Source organism: Solibacillus sp. FSL W7-1324, assembly GCF_038008025.1.
Taxonomy (GTDB): Bacteria; Bacillota; Bacilli; order Bacillales_A; family Planococcaceae; genus Solibacillus.
In genome coordinates, this window is record NZ_JBBOYH010000001.1 from 1,904,686 (window position 1) to 1,924,074 (window position 19,389).

A 19,389-nucleotide genomic window follows, 5' to 3' on the forward strand; every position below is an offset into this window, starting at 1 on the left:
TTCTCCTTTAATAAAGAAATTTTTGAGTAAGTGTAAGCAATTCCTGTTCTGTCAGTTCACGTTTTACGGTGTGTACTACTTTTCCGTCCTGCAAAAACAACGTGGTCGGTAATGTTAAAATTTCATAGCTTTGTTTCAGCTGCCCTTGACGATCCAATAGAATCGGAAACGGTAAATCGAACTTCGCCAAATACTGATTGACCAGTCTTGTCGGTTCTTCTACATTGACTGCATAGAGCTCAATATTTTGCGACTGTAGTGTTTCATATGCTGCTTTAAAGGCGGGCATTTCCCTTTCGCATGGCGGGCAGTAGGTTGCCCAGAAATTAAGGATATAGCTGCCTTCTTCCGGTATGGCAACTTGCTCACCGGAAGTAGTTTGGAGCAAAATTTCTTCGGTTTTCGCTTCTGCCTTTTGTTTGGATGTATTGGAGATAATGGCATAGCTTAGCGCGATAATCAGGACAGCGAATAATGAGAGCTGTATCCATTTTTTCATTTAAGCTTCACCTCAATTTCAGGCATTTCATGAAGATCTCCATAACTGACATGGGAAACCACTTTATAGGTGCCGGTACCATCGAAGCTCGTTTCAATCGAATACTTCCCGTCCCCTCTATAATCTGGCTTTACAGAACCAATCGTATTTCCGGTTGGATTAATCAGCTCGAATTCAATTTCCACATCGTCTTCAATCGGTTCGCTGTTGTACATTACAGTTGCTGTGATTGTTACCGGTTCAAATGCTTCCAGCTCGGATTTACTGGCATTCAGTGACACATCGAGTGTTTCATTTGCATGTGCACTACAACCTGCCAGCAACAGGATTGTAAGTAAAATTTTTTTCATTTGCCATCAGCCTTTAAATTTGTCCAGAATAGCAAGCGTTTTTTCAGCTTTTCGAATGCGATCATGACAGCCACAATGATAATACTGTTAAAAATGATGCCTGCAAGGACGTAATGATATTGTGAAAAGTCACTGTAATACTGGATGAAAAAGCCCATTCCCGATGAAGCCCCAAACATTTCGGCAATCGTTAAAATCAGGAAGCTCATACCGAGTGAAGTACTGGCACCGCTCAAAATATGGGGTGCACTTGCAGGTAACACGACTTTCAACAGGAATGTCGGTCCTTTTAAGCCAAGTGATTTTGCATTGTCCAAATAATGTTTTTCTATCAGAAGAACACCATGAATCGTTCCTAAAAATACCGGCCAAAAGGCACCGATAAAAATAAGTGACATCGAAGCCGTTTGGAAAGTCGGTAAAATCGCAATGACATATGGTATGAACAGTGTTGGCGGAATCGGACTTAATGCATGAAAGTAAGGCATTAATATTTCACGTGACCGTTTGTTCAGTCCGAAAAACAGACCGCCTACAATACCTGTCACTAAAGCTCCGAAGAATCCTGGTATGAGAAGTTTCATCGAACTCCCAACACCTGTTAACAGCTCACCGATTTTTGCAGAGAAGGATTCAACGACCGTTAGCGGCTGCGGGAAGATGACCGGATTGATCCATGTCGCATATTTCGTAACAAGTGCCCATACGATAATAAATATAATTCCTATCAAAATAGTAAGATTATAGCGTTTAAAAAATGTGAGCATTCCATCCCACCCCTTAAATGTTTTGTTCATTAAAACGAACGAGCTGATCTTTGTAATATGCATCATCCGGATATTGTTCGATTAACTCATTTAGTGCTTTTTCGTATAGATCGATATTCACATAGTCGTTTACATCAATATCATCCACGTTTTCTACATAGCCGATTTCTTTCATCTGCTCCCACATTTGAACTACTTTCTCCCTGCTTGGATCCGAAGAATAATTTGAGTGGCTGTCATTTACAATCGAATCAATTACTTTTTCATCCACTTTCATATACTCTTTTGCAGCAGTTACTGCGGATTGTGGATCTTCAACTTTTTTACGTTCCGCGCGGATAAGTGCTTTTAAGAAACGTTTATACGCTTCCCCATCTTCTTCCGCCAATAATTCCGAGCGTGTTACAACACGGCAGCATACATGCCCTTCCTGTAAATCATTGCTCCATGCGACTGCTTCCAGACCCATATCAACCGCCTGTGCGTAGAATGAGTTTGCTGATACTGCAACATCCACTTTTCCTGATGCTACCGCTTCTAGCAGCATACTTCCTGTTTTGAATTCAACAATTTCCAGATCTTTTTTCCAGTCAATCCCTGCATCTTCAAGAGCAGAACGGAATACGATATCCGATGTAAAGATTCTGATTGTCCCTACTTTTTTACCTTTATAGCTTTCAAGCGAAGTATATTGCCCCGCATTTTCCTTTTTCGTTAAAATCGGGTGTCCGCCTTCCAAATGACCACCGATAATCGAGAAGTCCGAGCCGTTTGCAATAAATGTTAACGGTCCAGCTGTACCAAATGTTAATCCGACATCAATTTTCCCTGCTTGGAGTGCATTCAGACCGTCTGCCGAGTTTGCAAATCCAACACGATTGACCGCAATATGTTCTTCTTCAAAATAGCCTTCCTGGTGGGCAATATCGACAAGTGTTCCGCCTGCAGACTGACTTAAACCAACTGTAATCTCATAGTCACCAGAGGCTTCTCCTTTCGAAACTTGTTCGTCATCTCCACATGCAGCAAGTAAACCTACTGTTAGTGCAAGTGAAGCGACCCATTTCTGATTTGTTCTTTTCATTTAACGATCCTCCTATATTCCTGCGCCGTCTGTTATTTCCGTTTTTAAACTATTGACGATCTGTTCGTTCATCTCGTTTAAAAGGGATTCACGAAATGCACGGAACTCCTTGTTTTCAAATAACTTCTGACGATCCGTTCCTTTTTTCTCAATCGGTACTTGGATGCTTTTCGTTACCGCACCATTTTTCCCTGGAGCAAAGATGACAATCCGGTCTGCCAGGTAAATGGCTTCGTCAACATCATGTGTCACAAATACGACTGTTCGTTTTTGCTCGGCACTGATTTGAACAAGCAGATCCTGCAGTTGAATACGTGTAACAGGATCCAAAGCGCCGAATGGTTCATCCATCAGCAGTAAATCCGAACCGTAGCTTAATGCTCGAGCGATGGCTGCACGCTGCTTCATACCACCGGACATTTGCCCTGGATATTTTTTTACCGCATGCCCTAAGTGAACAAGTGTCAAATACTGCTCTGCAATATGTGCCAGTTCTTTTTTCGGCATTTTTTTATTCCGTTGTTTTAATGCAAGCATGACATTCGCCTGTGCCGTCAGCCATGGAAATAAGGAATAGTCCTGGAAAACAACACCGCAATCCGGATGCGTTTCCTTAACGGATTTGCCGTTTATTTCGATATCGCCATTTGAAAATGGTTCAAGCCCTGCCATCATACGAAGTAATGTACTTTTCCCGCATCCAGATGGTCCCATGAATACGAGAAACTCGCCCTCTTGTACTTCCAGTTGAATATTGTTTAGTATTTTTGTCGTCGCATCATAACTGAAATCGATATTCTGCACTTTAATTTTCGTTTTTATCTCGTTGCTATGTTTCGTTGATAGAGGGTTTTGTTGTAGCACTGGACGTTCCAATAACTGAACCATGTACTCACTCTCCTAACAAAAATTTTCTACCTAATGATTGAATCGACGTATCAACCGGAACATGCAATGTCATCGTCCGCAAGTTACGCCAATAGCGGTCAAAACCATATCGTCCTGCAGTAGCGCGGCTGCCCATCACTTCGAAAATTTTTGATGTAATATCGAGCCCTACTTGTGTTGTAAAGATTTTAGCTGTTTGTAATGCATCATCCAGATTACTGCGATGCTTAGGGGTAATCTTTTCGGGTTCATCCCATAGTTTCTGTAATAGTTGATCCGCTTTTTTAACAACCAAATTCGCTGCTTCAACCTGTACGTAAAACTGGCCGTAATGATGCTGGATGATCGGATCTTCAATCGCCGAAGTTTGTGTAATAGCACGCGGTCTTGTTTGTTCTCTCGTATATGTAAGCGCTGATTGAAGGGCACCTTCTGAAATTCCTAAATAGACATGGTTTAAAATAAATGTCGCGATATTCAGACGCAGTTGTGAAAACTCACTTGCATAAAAGCCTTGCTGCAATACTTCTTCTTCGTGTACTTCAACTTCGCTGAATATAATTGTTCCACTATCTGTTTGACGTTGGCCCATATTATCCCAATCGCCTTTTATATCTACACCTATCCGATTACTAGGAATAACGACCAACAATGGCTCATCCTGTCCTTCTACAATTGCTGATACTAATAATACATCTGAATCGACACTACCTGAGCAGAACGTTTTTACCCCGTTCAGCACATAACCTGTTGTTGTTTTTTCAGCCTTCAATTGAATAGCTACCGGGTTAAATGCATTTCCCCAAAAATAATTATGTTTTGCAGTTTCGCGGTAATAAAATTCCTTTTGTTCTTGGGACCCGCATAAATGCGGTGTAACAAGATTGATAAAGTGATAGCCGATTACATGTGCCAGTGAACTATCAGCTCGTGCGATTGTTCGAACGACTTGAAACACATCTTGCCAATTCCCACCTAAACCACCGTATTCAGTCGGAATTAAAAGTTTCAAAAGCCCGCTTTCACGAATTAAATCCCGTTCAAACTTAGCATTGCCACCAACTTTATCTCTTTCTACGGCTGTTTGTTCAAACTGTTCCGCAAGCTTTTCCGCGATTTCGTCTATATGTGCAACTGCTCCCATAACACCTCTCCTTTACTAGTTATAGAATTTTCTTGCAATTCAGTATTCTTAATTCGTTAGTTTACAGATGCATTAATTTAAAGTCAATAGTCAATTTGAACAATTCATACTGGAATAGTATGCTTTTAGCAAATTGATGTAAAAAAACGTATTCATATGTATTTATTAACAAATTAATTATGTGTTTTAAAGGGGATTGGAAGTTTGAAGTAGAAAAAACCACTATTTACATAGCGGTCTTTTTGTTATTAGTATGTTTAATAATTCATGACTTGATAGTAAACAACAATTTGATAAATTGCCGGAACAATTAATGCGATCGCCAGGGAAATAACTGCTCCCCACTTCGATTGGTTCACTAATCGGTCATTGTCGATTTTCAATTGCTGAAAAAATGACAGTGTAAAAAATAATGCACTGACTAAAAAGATAGGGGTTACGAATGTGAGCCAAATACCTGCATTCATTCCATGCATCGATTCCTTCACCTCAATCCTATTATATTTCAATAACCAACTGTTTTATTTCTGTGAATAGAAAATCATTACTTTCGTCGAAAATAAAAGTCCACGGCATTGAACAATAAGGAGGAATTGAAAGAGCGTCAATTGTAAAATTACGAGTAATTTGTCCCTTTTCTGTTATAATACTGATCTTCCTATTATTAAAAGTAAGTTGTTGTTCTGTTCGATTATGAATAAGTGTAGTAATGAGGATTTGTTTTTTATGATTAATGGCCTTCCGAATTACATCACAGGAAATGGGCTGATCTTGTTCTTTCGTTTTCTGAAAAGCTTGTTCGATTAATAATCGGTCCTGTGTTGAAATCGTTTTATCCCATGCAGCTTCAAATTGCAGTTTTTGCATGAACTTCATCCTTCCAATGAATTATTTAGGTAAATAAGCAATAAAACAACCTTTCTATGATGATACATGTTACAGTAGGAAAGAATCTTAAAAGTTAGAAGGCGAAAAAATATGATCGAAGTAAAGAATTCTCCGATAAGTGACGGGGAATACAATCGCGGTATTTTTGCGATTAATGCAATTCCTAAAGGAACATTATTCCACCAAGCACCGGTACTAAGCTATCCAAACGAGCAACATGAACATATTGAAAAAACAAATCTTGCGGATTATGCGTTTGAGTTTGGTATTGGACGCTCAGCAATCCTATTAGGCTACGGGATGCTATTCAACCATTCATATGAGCCGAATGCCACATATGAAATTAATTTCGACAACGAAACATTTGATTTCTTTGCTTATAAAGATATTGAAGCCGGCGAAGAAATTTTTATTAATTATAATGGCGATGTTGATGACAACGACCCACTATGGTTCAACAACGAAGAAGAATAAAAAGAGGAGCTGTCTAAAATTGGACAGTTCCTTTTTCTATTTCAACGAGAAAATCAATAATATCTTGCGTCAGCAATTGGCGTTCTTTTCCTAATGTAATTAGGTGGCCACTATTGTCGTATTGTTTTTTCGTAATGACATTGCTTGTTGCACTATTTTCAATTATATCTATACTTTGATGAAAAACCGGTTCATCCAGCATACCTTTTGCCAGGAAAAGCGGCTGTTTCAGTAAATGAAGCTGTTTGCCCGTATTAACGATAAACTGCTGCAGCGCAATCATTTTATCGGCAGGTCTTGGAAAGTGCTCATTCAAAAACGCTTGAAGTTCCTGTTCAGAGCTCCCTTTATTTTGTAAATACCTTTTGGAATAATAGACGACACGTTGTTCCAATCCTTCCACGGGCCGCTCTATTACTGGCGAAGATATAATACATAAAGCCTTCACTTCAGGAAATTCATTGGCCAGCCTTATTCCTAGTACACCGCCTAATGACTGGCCAATGACAGTAATCGCTTCATAATTTTCATCGATTAAAAATTGAACAGCCTTTCTGCTATGTTCCCATATTTGTTCCATAGAACTTGCAAATAATTGTTCCGGTGATGCTCCGTGCCCTGCCAAATTAGGTGCATAGCTTGTATACCCTTTGCTATGAAGCATTTTTGCCAAATAGTTCATCTCTTTCGCATTGCTCGTAAAACTATGTAAAAGCAGAACGGCTTGTGTATTTCCTTTTAAATAAATATCATCTACAAAATGTTGCATGTTCATCCCCTTTTCATTTGTGACAATATTATAGCATAACAACTCTCTCTACCTGACTTTTCATCAAGTTTAATAAGCGGAAACAGTGCATTTGTCTTATTGTTCGGCTACAATATGGGGTGAGTAAAATAACAGATGAAAGGAGAATCATATTAATATGAGAACAATATTATTATCGATTCTTGCTGCACTATTTTTAGCGGTACCGAACGCAGCAGCACATACGTATCTAGACACGACTAACCCCGAGGATGGTGCAGTTGTAACTGAACCGTTGCAGGCGATCGAACTTACATACGCCGGGAAAATTGAAGTAGGCAGTACATTTAACGTCATTTCAAGTAACGGTGAAAAAATAGAAACCGTTTCGATGGATTTAGTTGATGGTGTATTAATAGGTACTTTTGCTTCCCCATTACCAAATGATGACTATACTGTTGAATGGAATAGTATTAGTGAGGACGGCCACCCACTATCAGGTCAATTCTCCTTTACGGTTGATGCACCTGTAGCAGAAGAACCGGTAGATGAAGAAGTTACAGAAGTAGACAAAGAGCAAGCGGAAGTAAACGAAACGGCAGATAATGATACTGCAGAAACAACTGTGGCAGCTGAAGAGGAAACTTCAAATAATACATTATTGTATATCGTTGGAGCCCTTTTACTTCTTATTATAATCGTAAGTGTTTTCACTATTGCTAGACGGAAAAATATAAAATGATGGCATTGACAATTTTTAGTCAATTTTTACTCTATGTAAGTTTAGCTCTTCTAATGGGATCATTACTCTTATACTGTATCCCTGAAACAGTTCGTCCGAAAATTGATATTCCTGCAAAGTGGATCATTGTAAGTGCAGTCATTCTGCCTTTTGTCACTTTTGTACCGAATATTCAGTTGCTGACAATTTTGACTCCGCAGTTTGGATTCATTGAATCAGTAGGCATGTTGCTTATGAAATTTAAAGTTGGCCATTCATGGCTGGCTATCGCAGGTTTCACAATTATTTTGCTTATAGTGCTTCGCCAATTTCTAAAGAAACCGTCAAAGCTTATAGCGATCATGGCGATTTTTATTCTAATCGCCATAATGGCAGCAATTGGTTATATAAGTCATGCAGGTTCGATGACAGGGATTGTCGGATCGGTACTGGATTTTGTCCATCTTCTAGCTGTCAGTATATGGCTTGGCATTTTAATCATGATGAGCTTCTTCTCAAAAGATGCGCAAAATTGGGAAGCCTTTTTAAAATGGTTCTCCCCTGTTGCACTTGTAGCTTTTACAGCTGTTGCTTTAACAGGTGTCCTTATGACTGACACAATCGTGCCGGGCTATGTGACAAGCTGGTCGAGCAATTACGGACAGTTTCTTTTTATTAAGCATGTTCTGCTAGTACCTTTGACAGTTATTATTTTAGCTAACAGTCTGCTTATAAAACTGAAAATGAACAAGCCATTATTTGAACCGCGTACATGGGTAAGGATTGAAACGATTTTGCTCGTATTGATTTTGTTCATTACCGCGCTATATAGTGAACAACAGCCACCCAGCTTTTATGTTCAGGAAATTTCACCGTTTTTTGAACTATTTTACCGGAGCTCGATTGAAGCAGGCATGCGCGGATATTTCCAAATGACAGGTATCGGGTTAGGGTTTTTCCTCATGACTGCCTTGTTCATTGGGCTTGTCATTGTAAGCTATATTAAACAGCTACCGGTCGTTGTATCGGCTGCCATGACTTTTGCGATTACATTATGTTTTTACATGGGCTTTATGTCGATTGTATTTTTTAAATAACTACCAAAAATAAAGGGTTGTAGTACAAGTCCGTTTCGACTTATACTACAACCCTTCTTCATTATTACACTAGCCTTTTCGTTTTCATGCGCATATAGTGGATGAGTGCCACAATGATTAATATGATTGTTAATACGATTGTTCCGTACTGCATTGTCGCATCATCTGTTTTGACAGCGATACCGACCAGCGCCCAAACGATAACAAGGGTAAAGAAGATATCCTTTGAGATGGCAACAGCCAAATACCCTAAAATAACTGCAACACCGACAAGTACGAGTGATCCGACCACTTCAGAGATTCCCAAATCAACCCCATTGTATTTTAACACATAGCTCACATTCGCAATTGTCGCTACGGATAACCATGCTAAGTAGAACGAAAACGGAAAGCGTTCTGAAAAACCGGTTTCATTGTTTTTATACTGCTTATAAATCGCAATGAGTGTAAATAATAAAAAGAACATTACGATAATGGACAGGATAAACTGTTCATAATGCCAGCTGAACAGCCAAGCAATATTAAATATGCAGCTAATGATAAATAAAATCCCTACTTTTCCGTTAAAACGATTGTCTTTCACTTTGCGGTATATCGTAATCAGCCATATGACAAGCAATACATAAATTAATGACCAAATTGAAAATACATAACCTGCCGGCGTAAATAATACTTCTAATCGATCCGAAATATCTGCTGCCGTTTGACCGTTTATCGGCAGTGTATTTGATAGCACATTCACCACTATTACCGCGATCATGGCTATCCACATAGTAATATACAAACCCATCTTTCATCATCCTTTTTTCTAGAATTAGGGAACTATACCCTTTTTCAAAAAAGAATATGCGGTTTAATCGGGATTACGATTTAAATGCAATGGATTTGTACATTTCTCTGGGTTATCTATTAGGATTGTTTTTCCAATGCTAGTTTAATGCCAAAACCGATAAGAACAGCTCCGGTCAATGATTCGATTACCGATTGTGTAGCAGGTTTTTTCATGAATTCACGGATTTTGTTCAATAAGAATACATAGAGTGCAAACCAGACAAAAGTTAACACAATATAGATGATTCCCATCGTTAAAAATGGCCAAAACGGTTCTGCCCCTTTTGATAGAAATTGCGGTAAAAACGTAAGGAAAAATACCGCTACTTTAGGATTCGTAATATTTGTGACAAGGCCCTGCTTAAAATAGGAATTGCCTTTTGCTTCAATTTCCGTCATCAATTCTTCTGCATCTGTCTTTTTAGCACGGAGGCTCATCAATGTTTTGATACCCAAATAGCATAAATACGCTGCTCCGACATATTTCAGCACTGTAAATGCCACGGCTGATTTCACGATAATTGCAGACAAACCTGCAACCGCTGCGATTGTATGGACGGTTAACCCTGCACAAGAGCCGACCATCGTTTGAAACCCTCCCTTTTGTCCGTTAACAATCGTATTTTTCGTAACGATTGCTGTATCCGGACCTGGCAGTATAATCAGTAGTATACACGCAATAATAAAGAACACTACATTCTCCATTTACTCACCTTCATTTTCTGAATTTTTAAATATGTTAACACGTTGACCAGAAGGAAGCTAGAGGTTTTTTCAGTTAAATGCTTGAGCATGCTTGGTTTTTTCTATGTATGGCGGGCTAAATTTTGTAACCGTCGACTGATTTTATTAGAAGTTTTTTCGTTTTATTAGAAAACTTCTAAGGTTTATTAGCGTATTTCAACTGTTTATTTGAACATCTGAGAGACTTATTAGAACAATTGCCTTATATATTAGAAAATCGGCAACTTATTAGAAGATTTCAATCCGATATTAGATGATTTACGATTATATTAGAAATTCTGGATCTGCGCTTAGTATTCCGTAAGTAAATCCATTTTCTCGGCAGCGTTTTCTATAATAACATCCGCCCCTACCTTACCGGAGTAATCGATATACATGACAGCCTGGTCTTTAACGAAGATAAATTCTTTATTATTATCGCCAAGACGTACAAGTAATCGGTCGAATTCCTTATGCTCTTTTTCTATAAACGATTCTGCTTCATTTACATAACTATATTTTGTGATTAGGTCGTCAACTAATGGAGCAACAAGGGATTTAAAGTTTAAACGATAAACTTCCGAAGAAATACTTGGTTCATAACTGTTGTTTGGGTCAGACCATTGCCCTTTCTTTTCAATGAAATTTTCCCTCGTACTAAATTGTACAGGAGCAACTATACTCCAATTTTCCGAGTAATTATTTCCCCAATCTACTTCATCTATCATAAAAACGTCGCGCTCAAGGTTTGGCGCATTTTCAATTGTCGCTAATCTTACAAACGGTAGCGATGAATCTTCTTCCGGTAATGTAAGTGTATCCATCTGCAGTAACTGGTAAAACGGAATGAAAATCGCTATTAACGATATAGCCATAGTCATTACATACATTATTATGTTATTGCGATAAAAAATCTCCCATGGTTTATGATGATTATCATAATTTTCTTCATTCATGTCGCGTCGTATGCGTGCAATACCTATAAGCCCCATTGCCATGGAGATCAAGTAATAGAGGTTCAATAATGAGAGGACCATTGTTGTAAATATATGACCTTCAATTAATGTCAATGTTGGTGTATTTCCTGTGAACCAAATACTGCTAATTAGCCAAAAAAGGGCTATCACAGCCAATAATATAATGATGAAACTCATCAATGTTTTCTTAAATAGAGCACTTGCTATACTCAATTGCTCTTCCCGATTTATTGGCGATTCCTTTACTTTACGATCAGTCGGTGCCGCAAATACGTGGAAATTACGGTCACTCGCAATATAGTCCCAGCCGCTTTCTTCAAATAACCGAATTTTTTCATTCGATATATATTTGTTTTTTGCCAGTTCCAGCCGGTAATCCATTCGTTTGCGATCACCTTTTTTAAACTTCGCAAAATGTGTGCCTATCTCATAAAAATGAAGCCCTTGTTCAGACATATCTGAAAACCAGCTTTCATGTTCCTTGATGCGCCAATATTGGCCCGGTCTTAATCTGCGTACGATTTCTGCCATCGCTCTCCCTCCTTATATACCTGACCTAACCATAGAATAGAAGGGAAAGTTTGTAAATAATTAATTAGGACCAGGAAAGTATTTCAGCACTTCCTGATGCACTAAGAATATTCTCAGCATAAAGGCAACCCTGACCATGCAGGATTGCCTTTTACACCGCTTGGAATTAACTTTCTGCAAGCAGCACTATTTTCTGAGCTGCATTTTCCACTACTACATCCAGATCTGCATAGCCGTAATAACGTATATACATTACCACCTTACCTTTTGAAGCAACTAATTGCTTCCATTCTTCATCCTCGCGCGTAACAAGATGATCAAAGTCAGGATGTTTCCTTTCGATGAAACTTTCCCTCTCATCCCCATACGTATGCCACTCCATTAAGTCAGACAGCAATGGTTTAGCGAATGCCTGAAATGTTAAATTGTATATTTCAGAAGAAACGCTCGGTGAATAGGTCTCGCTTTCTTCCAACCACATTTCGTCCGTCTCGAACTGTACGGGTGCAAAGATACTCCAATTTGTTGAATAACGGTTTGCCCAACCGAATTCATCTGTATAATATTCATCCCGGTTCAGCTGTGGATTTTGTTCGATATCCGCTGAACGGACAAACGGCAAGTTTTCGTCATTCTTTGGAAGTGTAAAGGTATCCATTTTTTTCAGTTGATAAAATGGCATAATTAAGCCGCATACAAGAATAATCCCTATAAAGACAACCGTCAATACACCATTTTTCCGCAAACTCTTTTTCCATGGAGCGAGATGATTGATGGCTTTGCCTTCATTTAAACTTTTTTTCAATTCTTTAATCGCCAGCATTGCTTTTACCGCATTAATAACATAGTAAATATAGAGGATCGTGATGGTACTTTGCTGAACGACATATCCTTCAACCAACCGTAAAACAGGCGTTCCATCCAAAAACCACATCGCCAAAAGCATACCTAAAATCAGGGCTACTCCCAGAGAAACCCATACTAAATTAAATACGAGTTTTTTATAAAGCCGCTGCAAAGTAAATGCCTGCTCAGCAGGATCTGTATGAATTTCGGGTGCGTTTTTTTCAGCCGGCGAAGAGAAAACATGAAACCACTGATAGCTTGTAACATACTCCCAGCCGTTTTCCTCGTACAGATCTATTTGCTCATATGTAATTAACTTTTTACCTGTCACTTCAATGCGGTATTCGATTCGCTTCGGGTCACCTTTTTTAAAATGGGCTAAATTAGTTCCCATTTTATGAAGGTGGAGTCCTTGTAACGACATGTCCGAAAACCAGCTTTCGTGTTCTCCGATTCGCCAATAGTTGGTTGGTCGGATTTTACGTACCATTTTACCCATCGTTTCCCTCCTCTAATATACTGCTGTCGGAAATTAAAGATTTCAGACGTGCATATTCGTTTCTTAATGCATGCTCGCCATCTTTTGTAATTTCATATATTTTTCTTCGGCCATCATCTTTTGACAAAACAATGAGTCCGTCTTTTTGCATTCTTGACAGGACACCATATAATGTGCCGGGCCCCATTTTCAAACGGCCTTTTGATACTTCTGTAATGGATTGCATTAGCTGATAACCATGGTTTGGACGCATTAATGCCAACAGGACATAATACATTGCTTCCGTCATCGGTCCGCCATTATAAGACATATTCATTCCTCCAACTATTATGTCACGCGATATATCGTATAACATAATAATAATCTACAGGAAATAATTTGTAAACTTGTTATTGAAAGCAAAGAAAAAACCACCCCAAATTTTTGGAGTGGCGTTCAATAATCTTTATTTAAACATTTTATTCAAGTTTGCCATTTCAATTGCAGACATTGCGCTGTCATACCCTTTATTGCCTGCTTTCGTACCAGCACGTTCGATTGCCTGTTCGATATTTTCAGTTGTGACAATGCCGAAAATTACCGGAACGCCTGTGTCCAAGCCTGCTTTTGCAATTCCTTTAGCTGCTTCGTTACATACATAATCATAATGTGTTGTAGACCCACGAATGACTGTACCTAAACCGATAACGGCATCATAGTTATACGTTTCAGCCATTTTTTTTGCTACAAACGGTACTTCAAATGCACCTGGTACCCATGCTGTATCAATGTTTGCTTCATCAACACCATGTCTCTTCAGGCCATCAATTGCTCCGCTTAATAATTTATCATTTATAAATTCATTGAATCGCCCAACGACAATTCCGATTTTCAAATCTGTTCCGACTAATTGTGCTTCAAATGTTTTTCCCATTATAAATTGCTCCTTTTATACCAATACGGTAGTTAATTTTATATATTGAACTAAGTCTTCGATAGTAATAAATTTCAGGTTATGTTTTTGTGCCAGCTTTTTAAGCTGCGGCATGCGTGCCATTGAACCATCTTCGTTCATAATTTCACAGATGACCGCGACTTCATTTGAACCGCATAGCTTCGCCAGATCGACGCCTGCTTCCGTATGTCCTGGACGCTCCACCACGCCTCCCTGTTTTGCAATGAGGGGGAAAACATGGCCCGGACGGTGAAAATGCTCCGGTTTTGTTTGAGAATCCAGTAATGCTAACATCGTTTTAGAACGGTCAAATGCACTGATACCTGTTGTTGTCTGGATGTGATCGATACTTATCGTAAATGCTGTTTGATATGTATCGGTATTGCTTTGCACCATTGGATTTAGGGAAAGCCTTTCTGCAATAGCAGATGAAATTGGTGTACAAATAAGACCTCTTCCATATAGCGCCATAAAATTAATGTTTTCCGGTGTAGCGAATTCGCCTAACACAAGAAAATCTCCTTCATTTTCACGGTTCTCATCATCTGAGACAATAATAATTTCACCGTTTTTCAATGCCTGAATTGCTTCTTCAATTGTGTTCATTTATTACCACTCCTTTAAAATCCTGTTCGTTGCAAAAAGTCCATTGTAATCGTACTTTCCGTTTGATTTTGTAAATGTTTTTTTACATATTTTCCGATTAGATCTGTTTCAATGTTCACAACATCTCCCGGCTTTTTAAAGCCTAATACAGTCTGCTCAAACGTATGCGGAATTAAGGAAATGGTAATGAATGTGTCCGTCACATCAAAAATGGTAAAACTAGTGCCATCCACTGTAATTGATCCTTTTTTGATACATTCGGCAATTAATTGCTTTTCCATTGCCAGATCAATATAAACTGCATTGGCGACAGGTCTTTTACGCTGAATTGTCGCAGTTCCATCAACATGGCCCGAAACAATATGCCCGCCGAAACGACCGTTCGCCGACATTGCGCGTTCCAGATTGACCGGCATGCCTGCTGCAAGTTGCTGGAGGCTTGTTGCTTTGACAGTTTCTGGCATCACATCCGCAAAAAATACAGTCGCTGTGAATTGTTTCACTGTCAGACAGACACCGTTAACGGCAATGCTGTCCCCAAGTTGGACATCCTCTAAAATTTTGCTTGCGCGAATGGCTAGTTCCATCGCTTGTGTAGACTGGCTGATCGATTCAACCGTTCCAAGTTCTTCAATGATTCCTGTAAACATCCTGCTCACCTCTTTTTAAAATTAAAAAAGAACCCCGATAAAATTTCGGAGTTCGATGAGAGGAAAATTAAGCATCATCAAATAAGCTTTTTGAACGTAATTTTCAAAAAACTGCTGACATTGCTTCCTTCTCCCATCCAGACTATAACTGTCGGCTTTGGACTCGCACCAAATCCTGCACACAAAAAGTGGCTCACGGGCTTAGAGACTGACTCATCACCGTCGATTGGGAATTTCACCCGACCCCGAAGGAAATTATTCTTTTTAATAAAATAAAAAAATCCCGTCACAAGGCGCGACAGGAAAAGTGTATAGCAAAAAATCACATTTTAAAGTAAATTTTTAAAAATGTGTTGCCATTCCTTCTCCCATCCAGACTATAACTGTCGGCTTTGGATTTGCACCAAAATCCTGCACACAAAAAGTGGCTCACGGGCTTAGAGATTAACTCATCACCGTCGATTGGGAATTTCACCCGACCCCGAAGGAAATTATTTTATTTGAAAGTTATTGTAACATAAATATTTTAAAAAGCTAATAGTATTTTTGCACCTACTTACTTTTAGTTTCCCAATCCTTTTATCTCTATCGTAAATGAATTTAAAATTTTGAAACTTTTCCGAGAGGTAATTCGTAGAAGAATATACATAATATTACAAATTATCGAAAGGAGTTATATGTACAACACTGAAAAAATTTCGCTAAATCGTGCTATTGATAAAGCATCCTTCATTTGCTTATTAGCTTGTTTCATGTTTTTAAATTATAAAACATAGTGTCGGATAATCTTCAGTAATATAATTCATTTAACACAAGAAATCAATGTAATGGAGGCTTTTATGGCGAATAATTCACAGTCAAATAAATATTTTATCTTTTTGGAACTACTTTTCTATGCAGTCCTACCTTATGCGATATGGAAGTTTGGGCGGGAGCCATTTGGTGACTATGCCGCGATGCTGCTGTCCACCGTTCCCGGTATAATTTATACAATTTACCGCTTTGCAAAAGATCGGCAGTTTAATGTGACGGGCTTGTTTATTTTAAGCTCGATGCTTATAGGTACTACGGTTGATTTATTGGCAGGCTCAGCGGAGCAAATGATTTGGAATAATGTTTATTTAGGTCTTTTTTACACATTTATCTATGGAATATTATTTATCATTAAAAAGCCTTTTCCTTTGTATGTTGCAATTGATTTTGCCTACTTGCAAGGCTATGCAAGAAAGGACAGCAAAAATTTATTTTTCCAAAAAGGAATTTTCGGATGGTTTCAGCTGATTCAGGTTGTGTTCATAATTCGAGGGCTCGTTATGGCAGGAATTACGGTCTTTCTGCTACGGAAATACGGAATTGACAGCTATGGGGATATGCTGATTTATAAACGAGTGGCAAGTTGGGTATTTTCAGGAATTGTCATGGGGATGTTCTTTTATATTAATGTAATTGTGCAAAAATACACGTATCGAATGCAGGAAAAGCAGGAAGAGAAGCTGACAGAACAAGATGTTGTTGCCGAGTAATTAATTTCGAAAGGATGATAGAGATGACATCGATCGCCAAAGTAAATGAATGCCCTAAATGTGGCGGTACGGAGTTAGGTAGAGGAAAACATAGCGGGTACAGTGTGATGTCACCTGTTAATAAATTAAGTTTAGGATGCAATATTGAATATATTATTTGTACGGATTGCGGTTTTATTATTGAGGGCTATGTTGTAAAGCCTGAGAAATTTAAAGGGACTTTTTAAATAGAATTGGATAAAAGTGCGAACTGTTGTATAACCGGCATTTCGCACTTTTTTGGTGCCAGTTTTTATTAGAAGAAATTGATTTATTTTAGCCCTTATGCAGGTGATTTTAGAAGAGTTGGCGTACTTTTTAGTGAACAGGAACTGATTTTAGCATATCCCGCAACTATATTAGAAATTCCGTAATTTATTAGAAAATCTGCGGGTTTATTAGCACATTTAACATTTTATTAGAACACTTCCCACTCATCAAAAAAACTTGCGTTAAAAGCTACAGCACTTTTTCCGCAAGTTAATCTATCATTTCACTATTATTTTAAACGTTCATCAATGAGTGCTTCTATATCACTCGCAATCGTTTCATATGGAACACCATCTTCTCCAGTACCATAACCTGAATAGTTTTTCACGGCGATTCCTTTTTCATCCACGAGGAAAAATGTATCGGCGTGGATAACTTGGGAATTCCCTTCAATTGCCTGGACAGGAGTTTTAAATGAGTTTCTGCCAAATTGCTCGATAAATTTTTGATCGTATCCTGTCAGCATATGCCATTTTGATTCGTCTACCGGTTTATGGCGCGATAAATATTCTGTCAGACGCTCCGGTGTATCGTAGTCCGGGTCTACTGAAAACGCGACAATTTTATAATTTTCCAGACCTTTTTTTTCCAGGTGGTCCTGCACCCGGGTCATATTCATCGTCATAGGCGAGCAAATCGTTGTACAGCTTGTAAACATGAACATCGCCAGCCATGGTTCCCCTTTTAGACTTTCCAGTGTTACCTCATCATTCCGGTGATCGGTCATCGTAAACCCGCTAATTTCAAAGTTTGTCGTCGGTTTAAACTGATAATTGCTGCAAGCTGTGAGAACGGTTGCTGCCAAGAGCATAAGTGCGAATACTATTTTTTTCGTTTTCATTTCTCTCTCTCCACTCTTTGAACATTACTCTCATCTTACCCAATATTTAGTATATTCTCAATAGTTATTGAAGGAATGGTTGTGTGTCAACATTGTGAAGAACTTTTTAAGCTCTGTCTGCAGGATGATGTAATGATACAAGTGCGGTATGAATCGCTTCAAGCTTTGTTTCTATCCGATACAGTAAATAAAATGATATAAAGATCGGAAATGTTACTTCCTGAAGAATCGCTATCCACTGCTCCATTAATATCCCCTCCTTACATTTGAAAAGCCGGTAAAGCATTACACTTCACCGGCCCGCCCTTGCTATTAGCTGTTCAGTTCGATCGCTGTAACATTACGTTCAACGATGCGCGCTGATTTTTTCACATTAAACAAAAATCCATCCTTCGAAAATACCGCCTGATCAATAATCGTCTGCATCGCAGCGTTCACTTCAGCCTCCGTTAGATTTGGCTTCGGGTCATTAATATTGATCGTCATCGTATTTCCTGCAATATTGGCAAATGTTAATTGTAGAACTTGTGCCATACGCTCACCTCCTTTACTTCGTTAATCTTAATTAGTCTGTAATAATATCTTTTTGCGTTTTCACAGATTCGATAAAATCGTAATCTGTTAAGCCGACGATTGTTGTAGCAACTGTGTAAAGCTGTTGTGCAGTTGCATTTCTTTCCAGGTTACGGAATGTGGAACTTTTAATAATCGGCTCGTTAAATTCATCAAGGCCTGTCTGATAGTATACTGTTAACGTTGCAGTTAAAAATCCGAATTCGTTCATGTTTATCACCTCCTTGCCCTATATATGTCATGTTTTACAGAAAAAAGGGACAAGGACGATGAAAAATTTTACAAAACCTTATATAATAGACATTAATGAGGTATATCACCATTAGTTTAGTAGAAAGAATTTCTTAGACAATATTTAGTAGTGAGGTGAACATTGTGGGCTTAGATGGCTGGTTTTTATGGTTTATTTTATTTTGGGTTGTAGTATTGGTTTCGCTTATGGGGATTGGCGGCTTTTTTATGTTCCGCAAGTTTTTGAAGGCTCTGCCGAAACAGGATGGTAAATCGGATCTAGATTGGCAAAACATATACTTAGATAAAACGATTCACCTTTGGGGTGAAGATGAAAAACAATTACTTACCGAGCTTGTCAGTCCTGTACCAGAGCTATTCCGCCAAGTTGCGAAAGAAAAGATCGCCGGTAAAATCGGTGAAATCGCATTGAATGAGCGTGCCTCTAAAATCGACCTGGACTTAATTATTCGCGGCTATATTATTGCTTCACCAAAACGCGACCATAAGTTTTTACGTAAAAAACTTACTGAAATGAAGATTGATACGACGAATTATGACCATTTGTTTGAGGCATAGGAACAAACGCGCTAAAGAGCCCGTTCAACTCCGAGTGGGCAAAACGCCACATCCATGTGGCATGCCCCCAATGACT

The 19,389-nt window shown here is 38.7% G+C and carries 26 protein-coding genes, 1 pseudogene and 2 riboswitches; of the genes and pseudogenes, 6 read left to right on the forward strand and 21 right to left on the reverse strand.

Annotation, left to right across the window (positions count from 1 at the left end):
* Window positions 1-7 precede the first annotated feature (7 nt).
* The 8 genes from MKY71_RS09185 to MKY71_RS09220 all read right to left on the reverse strand — a co-directional run bounded on the left by MKY71_RS09185 (window position 8) and on the right by MKY71_RS09220 (window position 5,599).
* Window positions 8-499 carry a redoxin domain-containing protein gene (locus MKY71_RS09185; RefSeq protein ID WP_340732311.1) on the reverse strand — a complete coding sequence of 164 codons (492 nt, stop codon included), beginning with the start codon at window positions 497-499 and terminating at the stop codon, window positions 8-10.
* Complete coding sequence (locus MKY71_RS09190; RefSeq protein WP_340732312.1) at window positions 496-849, reverse strand: FixH family protein; 354 nt, start codon at window positions 847-849, stop codon at window positions 496-498. Before MKY71_RS09190 ends, MKY71_RS09185 begins: the two co-directional genes overlap by 4 nt.
* Complete coding sequence (locus MKY71_RS09195; RefSeq protein ID WP_340732313.1) at window positions 846-1,616, reverse strand: ABC transporter permease; 771 nt, start codon at window positions 1,614-1,616, stop codon at window positions 846-848. The genes MKY71_RS09190 and MKY71_RS09195 overlap by 4 nt, the downstream gene beginning before the upstream one ends.
* 13 nt (window positions 1,617-1,629) lie before the next feature.
* Window positions 1,630-2,700: an ABC transporter substrate-binding protein gene (locus MKY71_RS09200; protein WP_340732314.1), complete on the reverse strand. Its 1,071-nt coding sequence runs from the start codon at window positions 2,698-2,700 to the stop codon at window positions 1,630-1,632.
* 12 nt (window positions 2,701-2,712) lie between these two features.
* On the reverse strand, window positions 2,713-3,588 hold the full coding sequence (locus MKY71_RS09205; RefSeq protein WP_339171094.1) for an ABC transporter ATP-binding protein: 876 nt from the start codon (window positions 3,586-3,588) through the stop codon (window positions 2,713-2,715).
* Window positions 3,589-3,592: 4 nt separating this feature from the next.
* Entirely contained in the window at window positions 3,593-4,732 is a 1,140-nt protein-coding gene (locus tag MKY71_RS09210; RefSeq protein WP_339194428.1) for an acyl-CoA dehydrogenase family protein, read from the reverse strand.
* 257 nt (window positions 4,733-4,989) lie between these two features.
* Window positions 4,990-5,208, reverse strand: coding sequence for a hypothetical protein (locus MKY71_RS09215; protein WP_340732316.1), 219 nt, complete (start codon window positions 5,206-5,208; stop codon window positions 4,990-4,992).
* A 22-nt stretch (window positions 5,209-5,230) separates the two neighbouring features.
* Window positions 5,231-5,599, reverse strand: coding sequence for an SLAP domain-containing protein (locus MKY71_RS09220; RefSeq protein ID WP_340732317.1), 369 nt, complete (start codon window positions 5,597-5,599; stop codon window positions 5,231-5,233).
* A gap of 111 nt (window positions 5,600-5,710) precedes the next feature.
* Between MKY71_RS09220 and MKY71_RS09225 the strand changes: the two genes are divergently transcribed.
* Entirely contained in the window at window positions 5,711-6,094 is a 384-nt protein-coding gene (locus MKY71_RS09225) for an SET domain-containing protein (protein ID WP_079526970.1), read from the forward strand.
* A gap of 13 nt (window positions 6,095-6,107) precedes the next feature.
* On the opposite strand, the gene MKY71_RS09230 is transcribed toward MKY71_RS09225, so the two are convergent.
* Window positions 6,108-6,863, reverse strand: a complete 756-nt coding sequence (locus MKY71_RS09230; RefSeq protein WP_340732319.1) for an alpha/beta hydrolase — start codon at window positions 6,861-6,863, stop codon at window positions 6,108-6,110.
* A 157-nt stretch (window positions 6,864-7,020) separates the two neighbouring features.
* Here MKY71_RS09230 and MKY71_RS09235 point away from each other — a divergent pair, with 157 nt between their 5' ends.
* Together MKY71_RS09235 and MKY71_RS09240 are read left to right on the forward strand one after the other, a co-directional pair.
* Window positions 7,021-7,584 carry a copper resistance CopC family protein gene (locus MKY71_RS09235; protein ID WP_340732320.1) on the forward strand — a complete coding sequence of 188 codons (564 nt, stop codon included), beginning with the start codon at window positions 7,021-7,023 and terminating at the stop codon, window positions 7,582-7,584.
* Complete coding sequence (locus MKY71_RS09240) at window positions 7,581-8,660, forward strand: copper resistance D family protein (RefSeq protein WP_340732321.1); 1,080 nt, start codon at window positions 7,581-7,583, stop codon at window positions 8,658-8,660. Before MKY71_RS09235 ends, MKY71_RS09240 begins: the two co-directional genes overlap by 4 nt.
* Window positions 8,661-8,724: 64 nt before the next feature.
* On the opposite strand, the gene MKY71_RS09245 is transcribed toward MKY71_RS09240, so the two are convergent.
* From MKY71_RS09245 to ribE, 8 genes and pseudogenes are all read right to left on the reverse strand, one after another.
* Window positions 8,725-9,450 carry a TspO/MBR family protein gene (locus MKY71_RS09245; RefSeq protein WP_339194438.1) on the reverse strand — a complete coding sequence of 242 codons (726 nt, stop codon included), beginning with the start codon at window positions 9,448-9,450 and terminating at the stop codon, window positions 8,725-8,727.
* Window positions 9,451-9,569: 119 nt separating this feature from the next.
* Window positions 9,570-10,196: a LysE family translocator gene (locus tag MKY71_RS09250; RefSeq protein WP_340732322.1), complete on the reverse strand. Its 627-nt coding sequence runs from the start codon at window positions 10,194-10,196 to the stop codon at window positions 9,570-9,572.
* A 329-nt stretch (window positions 10,197-10,525) separates the two neighbouring features.
* On the reverse strand, window positions 10,526-11,722 hold the full coding sequence (locus MKY71_RS09255; RefSeq protein ID WP_340732323.1) for a DUF2812 domain-containing protein: 1,197 nt from the start codon (window positions 11,720-11,722) through the stop codon (window positions 10,526-10,528).
* A 166-nt stretch (window positions 11,723-11,888) separates the two neighbouring features.
* Window positions 11,889-13,067, reverse strand: a complete 1,179-nt coding sequence (locus MKY71_RS09260; RefSeq protein ID WP_340732324.1) for a DUF2812 domain-containing protein — start codon at window positions 13,065-13,067, stop codon at window positions 11,889-11,891.
* Complete coding sequence (locus tag MKY71_RS09265; protein ID WP_340732325.1) at window positions 13,060-13,377, reverse strand: PadR family transcriptional regulator; 318 nt, start codon at window positions 13,375-13,377, stop codon at window positions 13,060-13,062. Before MKY71_RS09265 ends, MKY71_RS09260 begins: the two co-directional genes overlap by 8 nt.
* A 135-nt stretch (window positions 13,378-13,512) precedes the next feature.
* A complete protein-coding gene (gene ribH / locus MKY71_RS09270) occupies window positions 13,513-13,980 on the reverse strand; it encodes a 6,7-dimethyl-8-ribityllumazine synthase (RefSeq protein WP_339171113.1) in 468 nt (155 codons plus the stop codon).
* Window positions 13,981-13,998: 18 nt separating this feature from the next.
* Window positions 13,999-14,607, reverse strand: a pseudogene (ribB, locus tag MKY71_RS09275) (3,4-dihydroxy-2-butanone-4-phosphate synthase); the annotation flags it as partial.
* A 14-nt stretch (window positions 14,608-14,621) separates the two neighbouring features.
* Entirely contained in the window at window positions 14,622-15,257 is a 636-nt protein-coding gene (gene ribE / locus MKY71_RS09280; protein ID WP_340732328.1) for a riboflavin synthase, read from the reverse strand.
* A gap of 121 nt (window positions 15,258-15,378) precedes the next feature.
* Window positions 15,379-15,514: riboswitch (FMN riboswitch) on the reverse strand.
* 99 nt (window positions 15,515-15,613) lie between these two features.
* Window positions 15,614-15,750: riboswitch (FMN riboswitch) on the reverse strand.
* A gap of 346 nt (window positions 15,751-16,096) precedes the next feature.
* On the opposite strand from ribE, the gene MKY71_RS09285 reads away from it, so the two are divergent.
* Entirely contained in the window at window positions 16,097-16,780 is a 684-nt protein-coding gene (locus tag MKY71_RS09285; protein WP_340732329.1) for a VC0807 family protein, read from the forward strand.
* 23 nt (window positions 16,781-16,803) lie between these two features.
* Window positions 16,804-17,007, forward strand: a complete 204-nt coding sequence (locus MKY71_RS09290; RefSeq protein WP_339171117.1) for a transcription initiation factor TFIIIB — start codon at window positions 16,804-16,806, stop codon at window positions 17,005-17,007.
* A 311-nt stretch (window positions 17,008-17,318) separates the two neighbouring features.
* On the opposite strand, the gene MKY71_RS09295 is transcribed toward MKY71_RS09290, so the two are convergent.
* The 4 genes from MKY71_RS09295 to MKY71_RS09310 form a co-directional block, all read right to left on the reverse strand.
* Window positions 17,319-17,930 (reverse strand): SCO family protein, encoded by a 612-nt coding sequence (locus MKY71_RS09295; RefSeq protein WP_340732330.1) that lies wholly within the window; start codon window positions 17,928-17,930, stop codon window positions 17,319-17,321.
* Between the two features lie 106 nt (window positions 17,931-18,036).
* Window positions 18,037-18,177, reverse strand: coding sequence for a YvrJ family protein (locus tag MKY71_RS09300; protein WP_251687655.1), 141 nt, complete (start codon window positions 18,175-18,177; stop codon window positions 18,037-18,039).
* A gap of 65 nt (window positions 18,178-18,242) precedes the next feature.
* On the reverse strand, window positions 18,243-18,464 hold the full coding sequence (locus tag MKY71_RS09305; protein ID WP_339171128.1) for a DUF2922 domain-containing protein: 222 nt from the start codon (window positions 18,462-18,464) through the stop codon (window positions 18,243-18,245).
* Between the two features lie 31 nt (window positions 18,465-18,495).
* Window positions 18,496-18,714 carry a DUF1659 domain-containing protein gene (locus tag MKY71_RS09310; protein ID WP_340732331.1) on the reverse strand — a complete coding sequence of 73 codons (219 nt, stop codon included), beginning with the start codon at window positions 18,712-18,714 and terminating at the stop codon, window positions 18,496-18,498.
* Between the two features lie 164 nt (window positions 18,715-18,878).
* Here MKY71_RS09310 and MKY71_RS09315 point away from each other — a divergent pair, with 164 nt between their 5' ends.
* Window positions 18,879-19,313, forward strand: a complete 435-nt coding sequence (locus tag MKY71_RS09315) for a DUF2621 domain-containing protein (RefSeq protein WP_445265713.1) — start codon at window positions 18,879-18,881, stop codon at window positions 19,311-19,313.
* The last annotated feature ends 76 nt before the right edge of the window (window positions 19,314-19,389 follow it).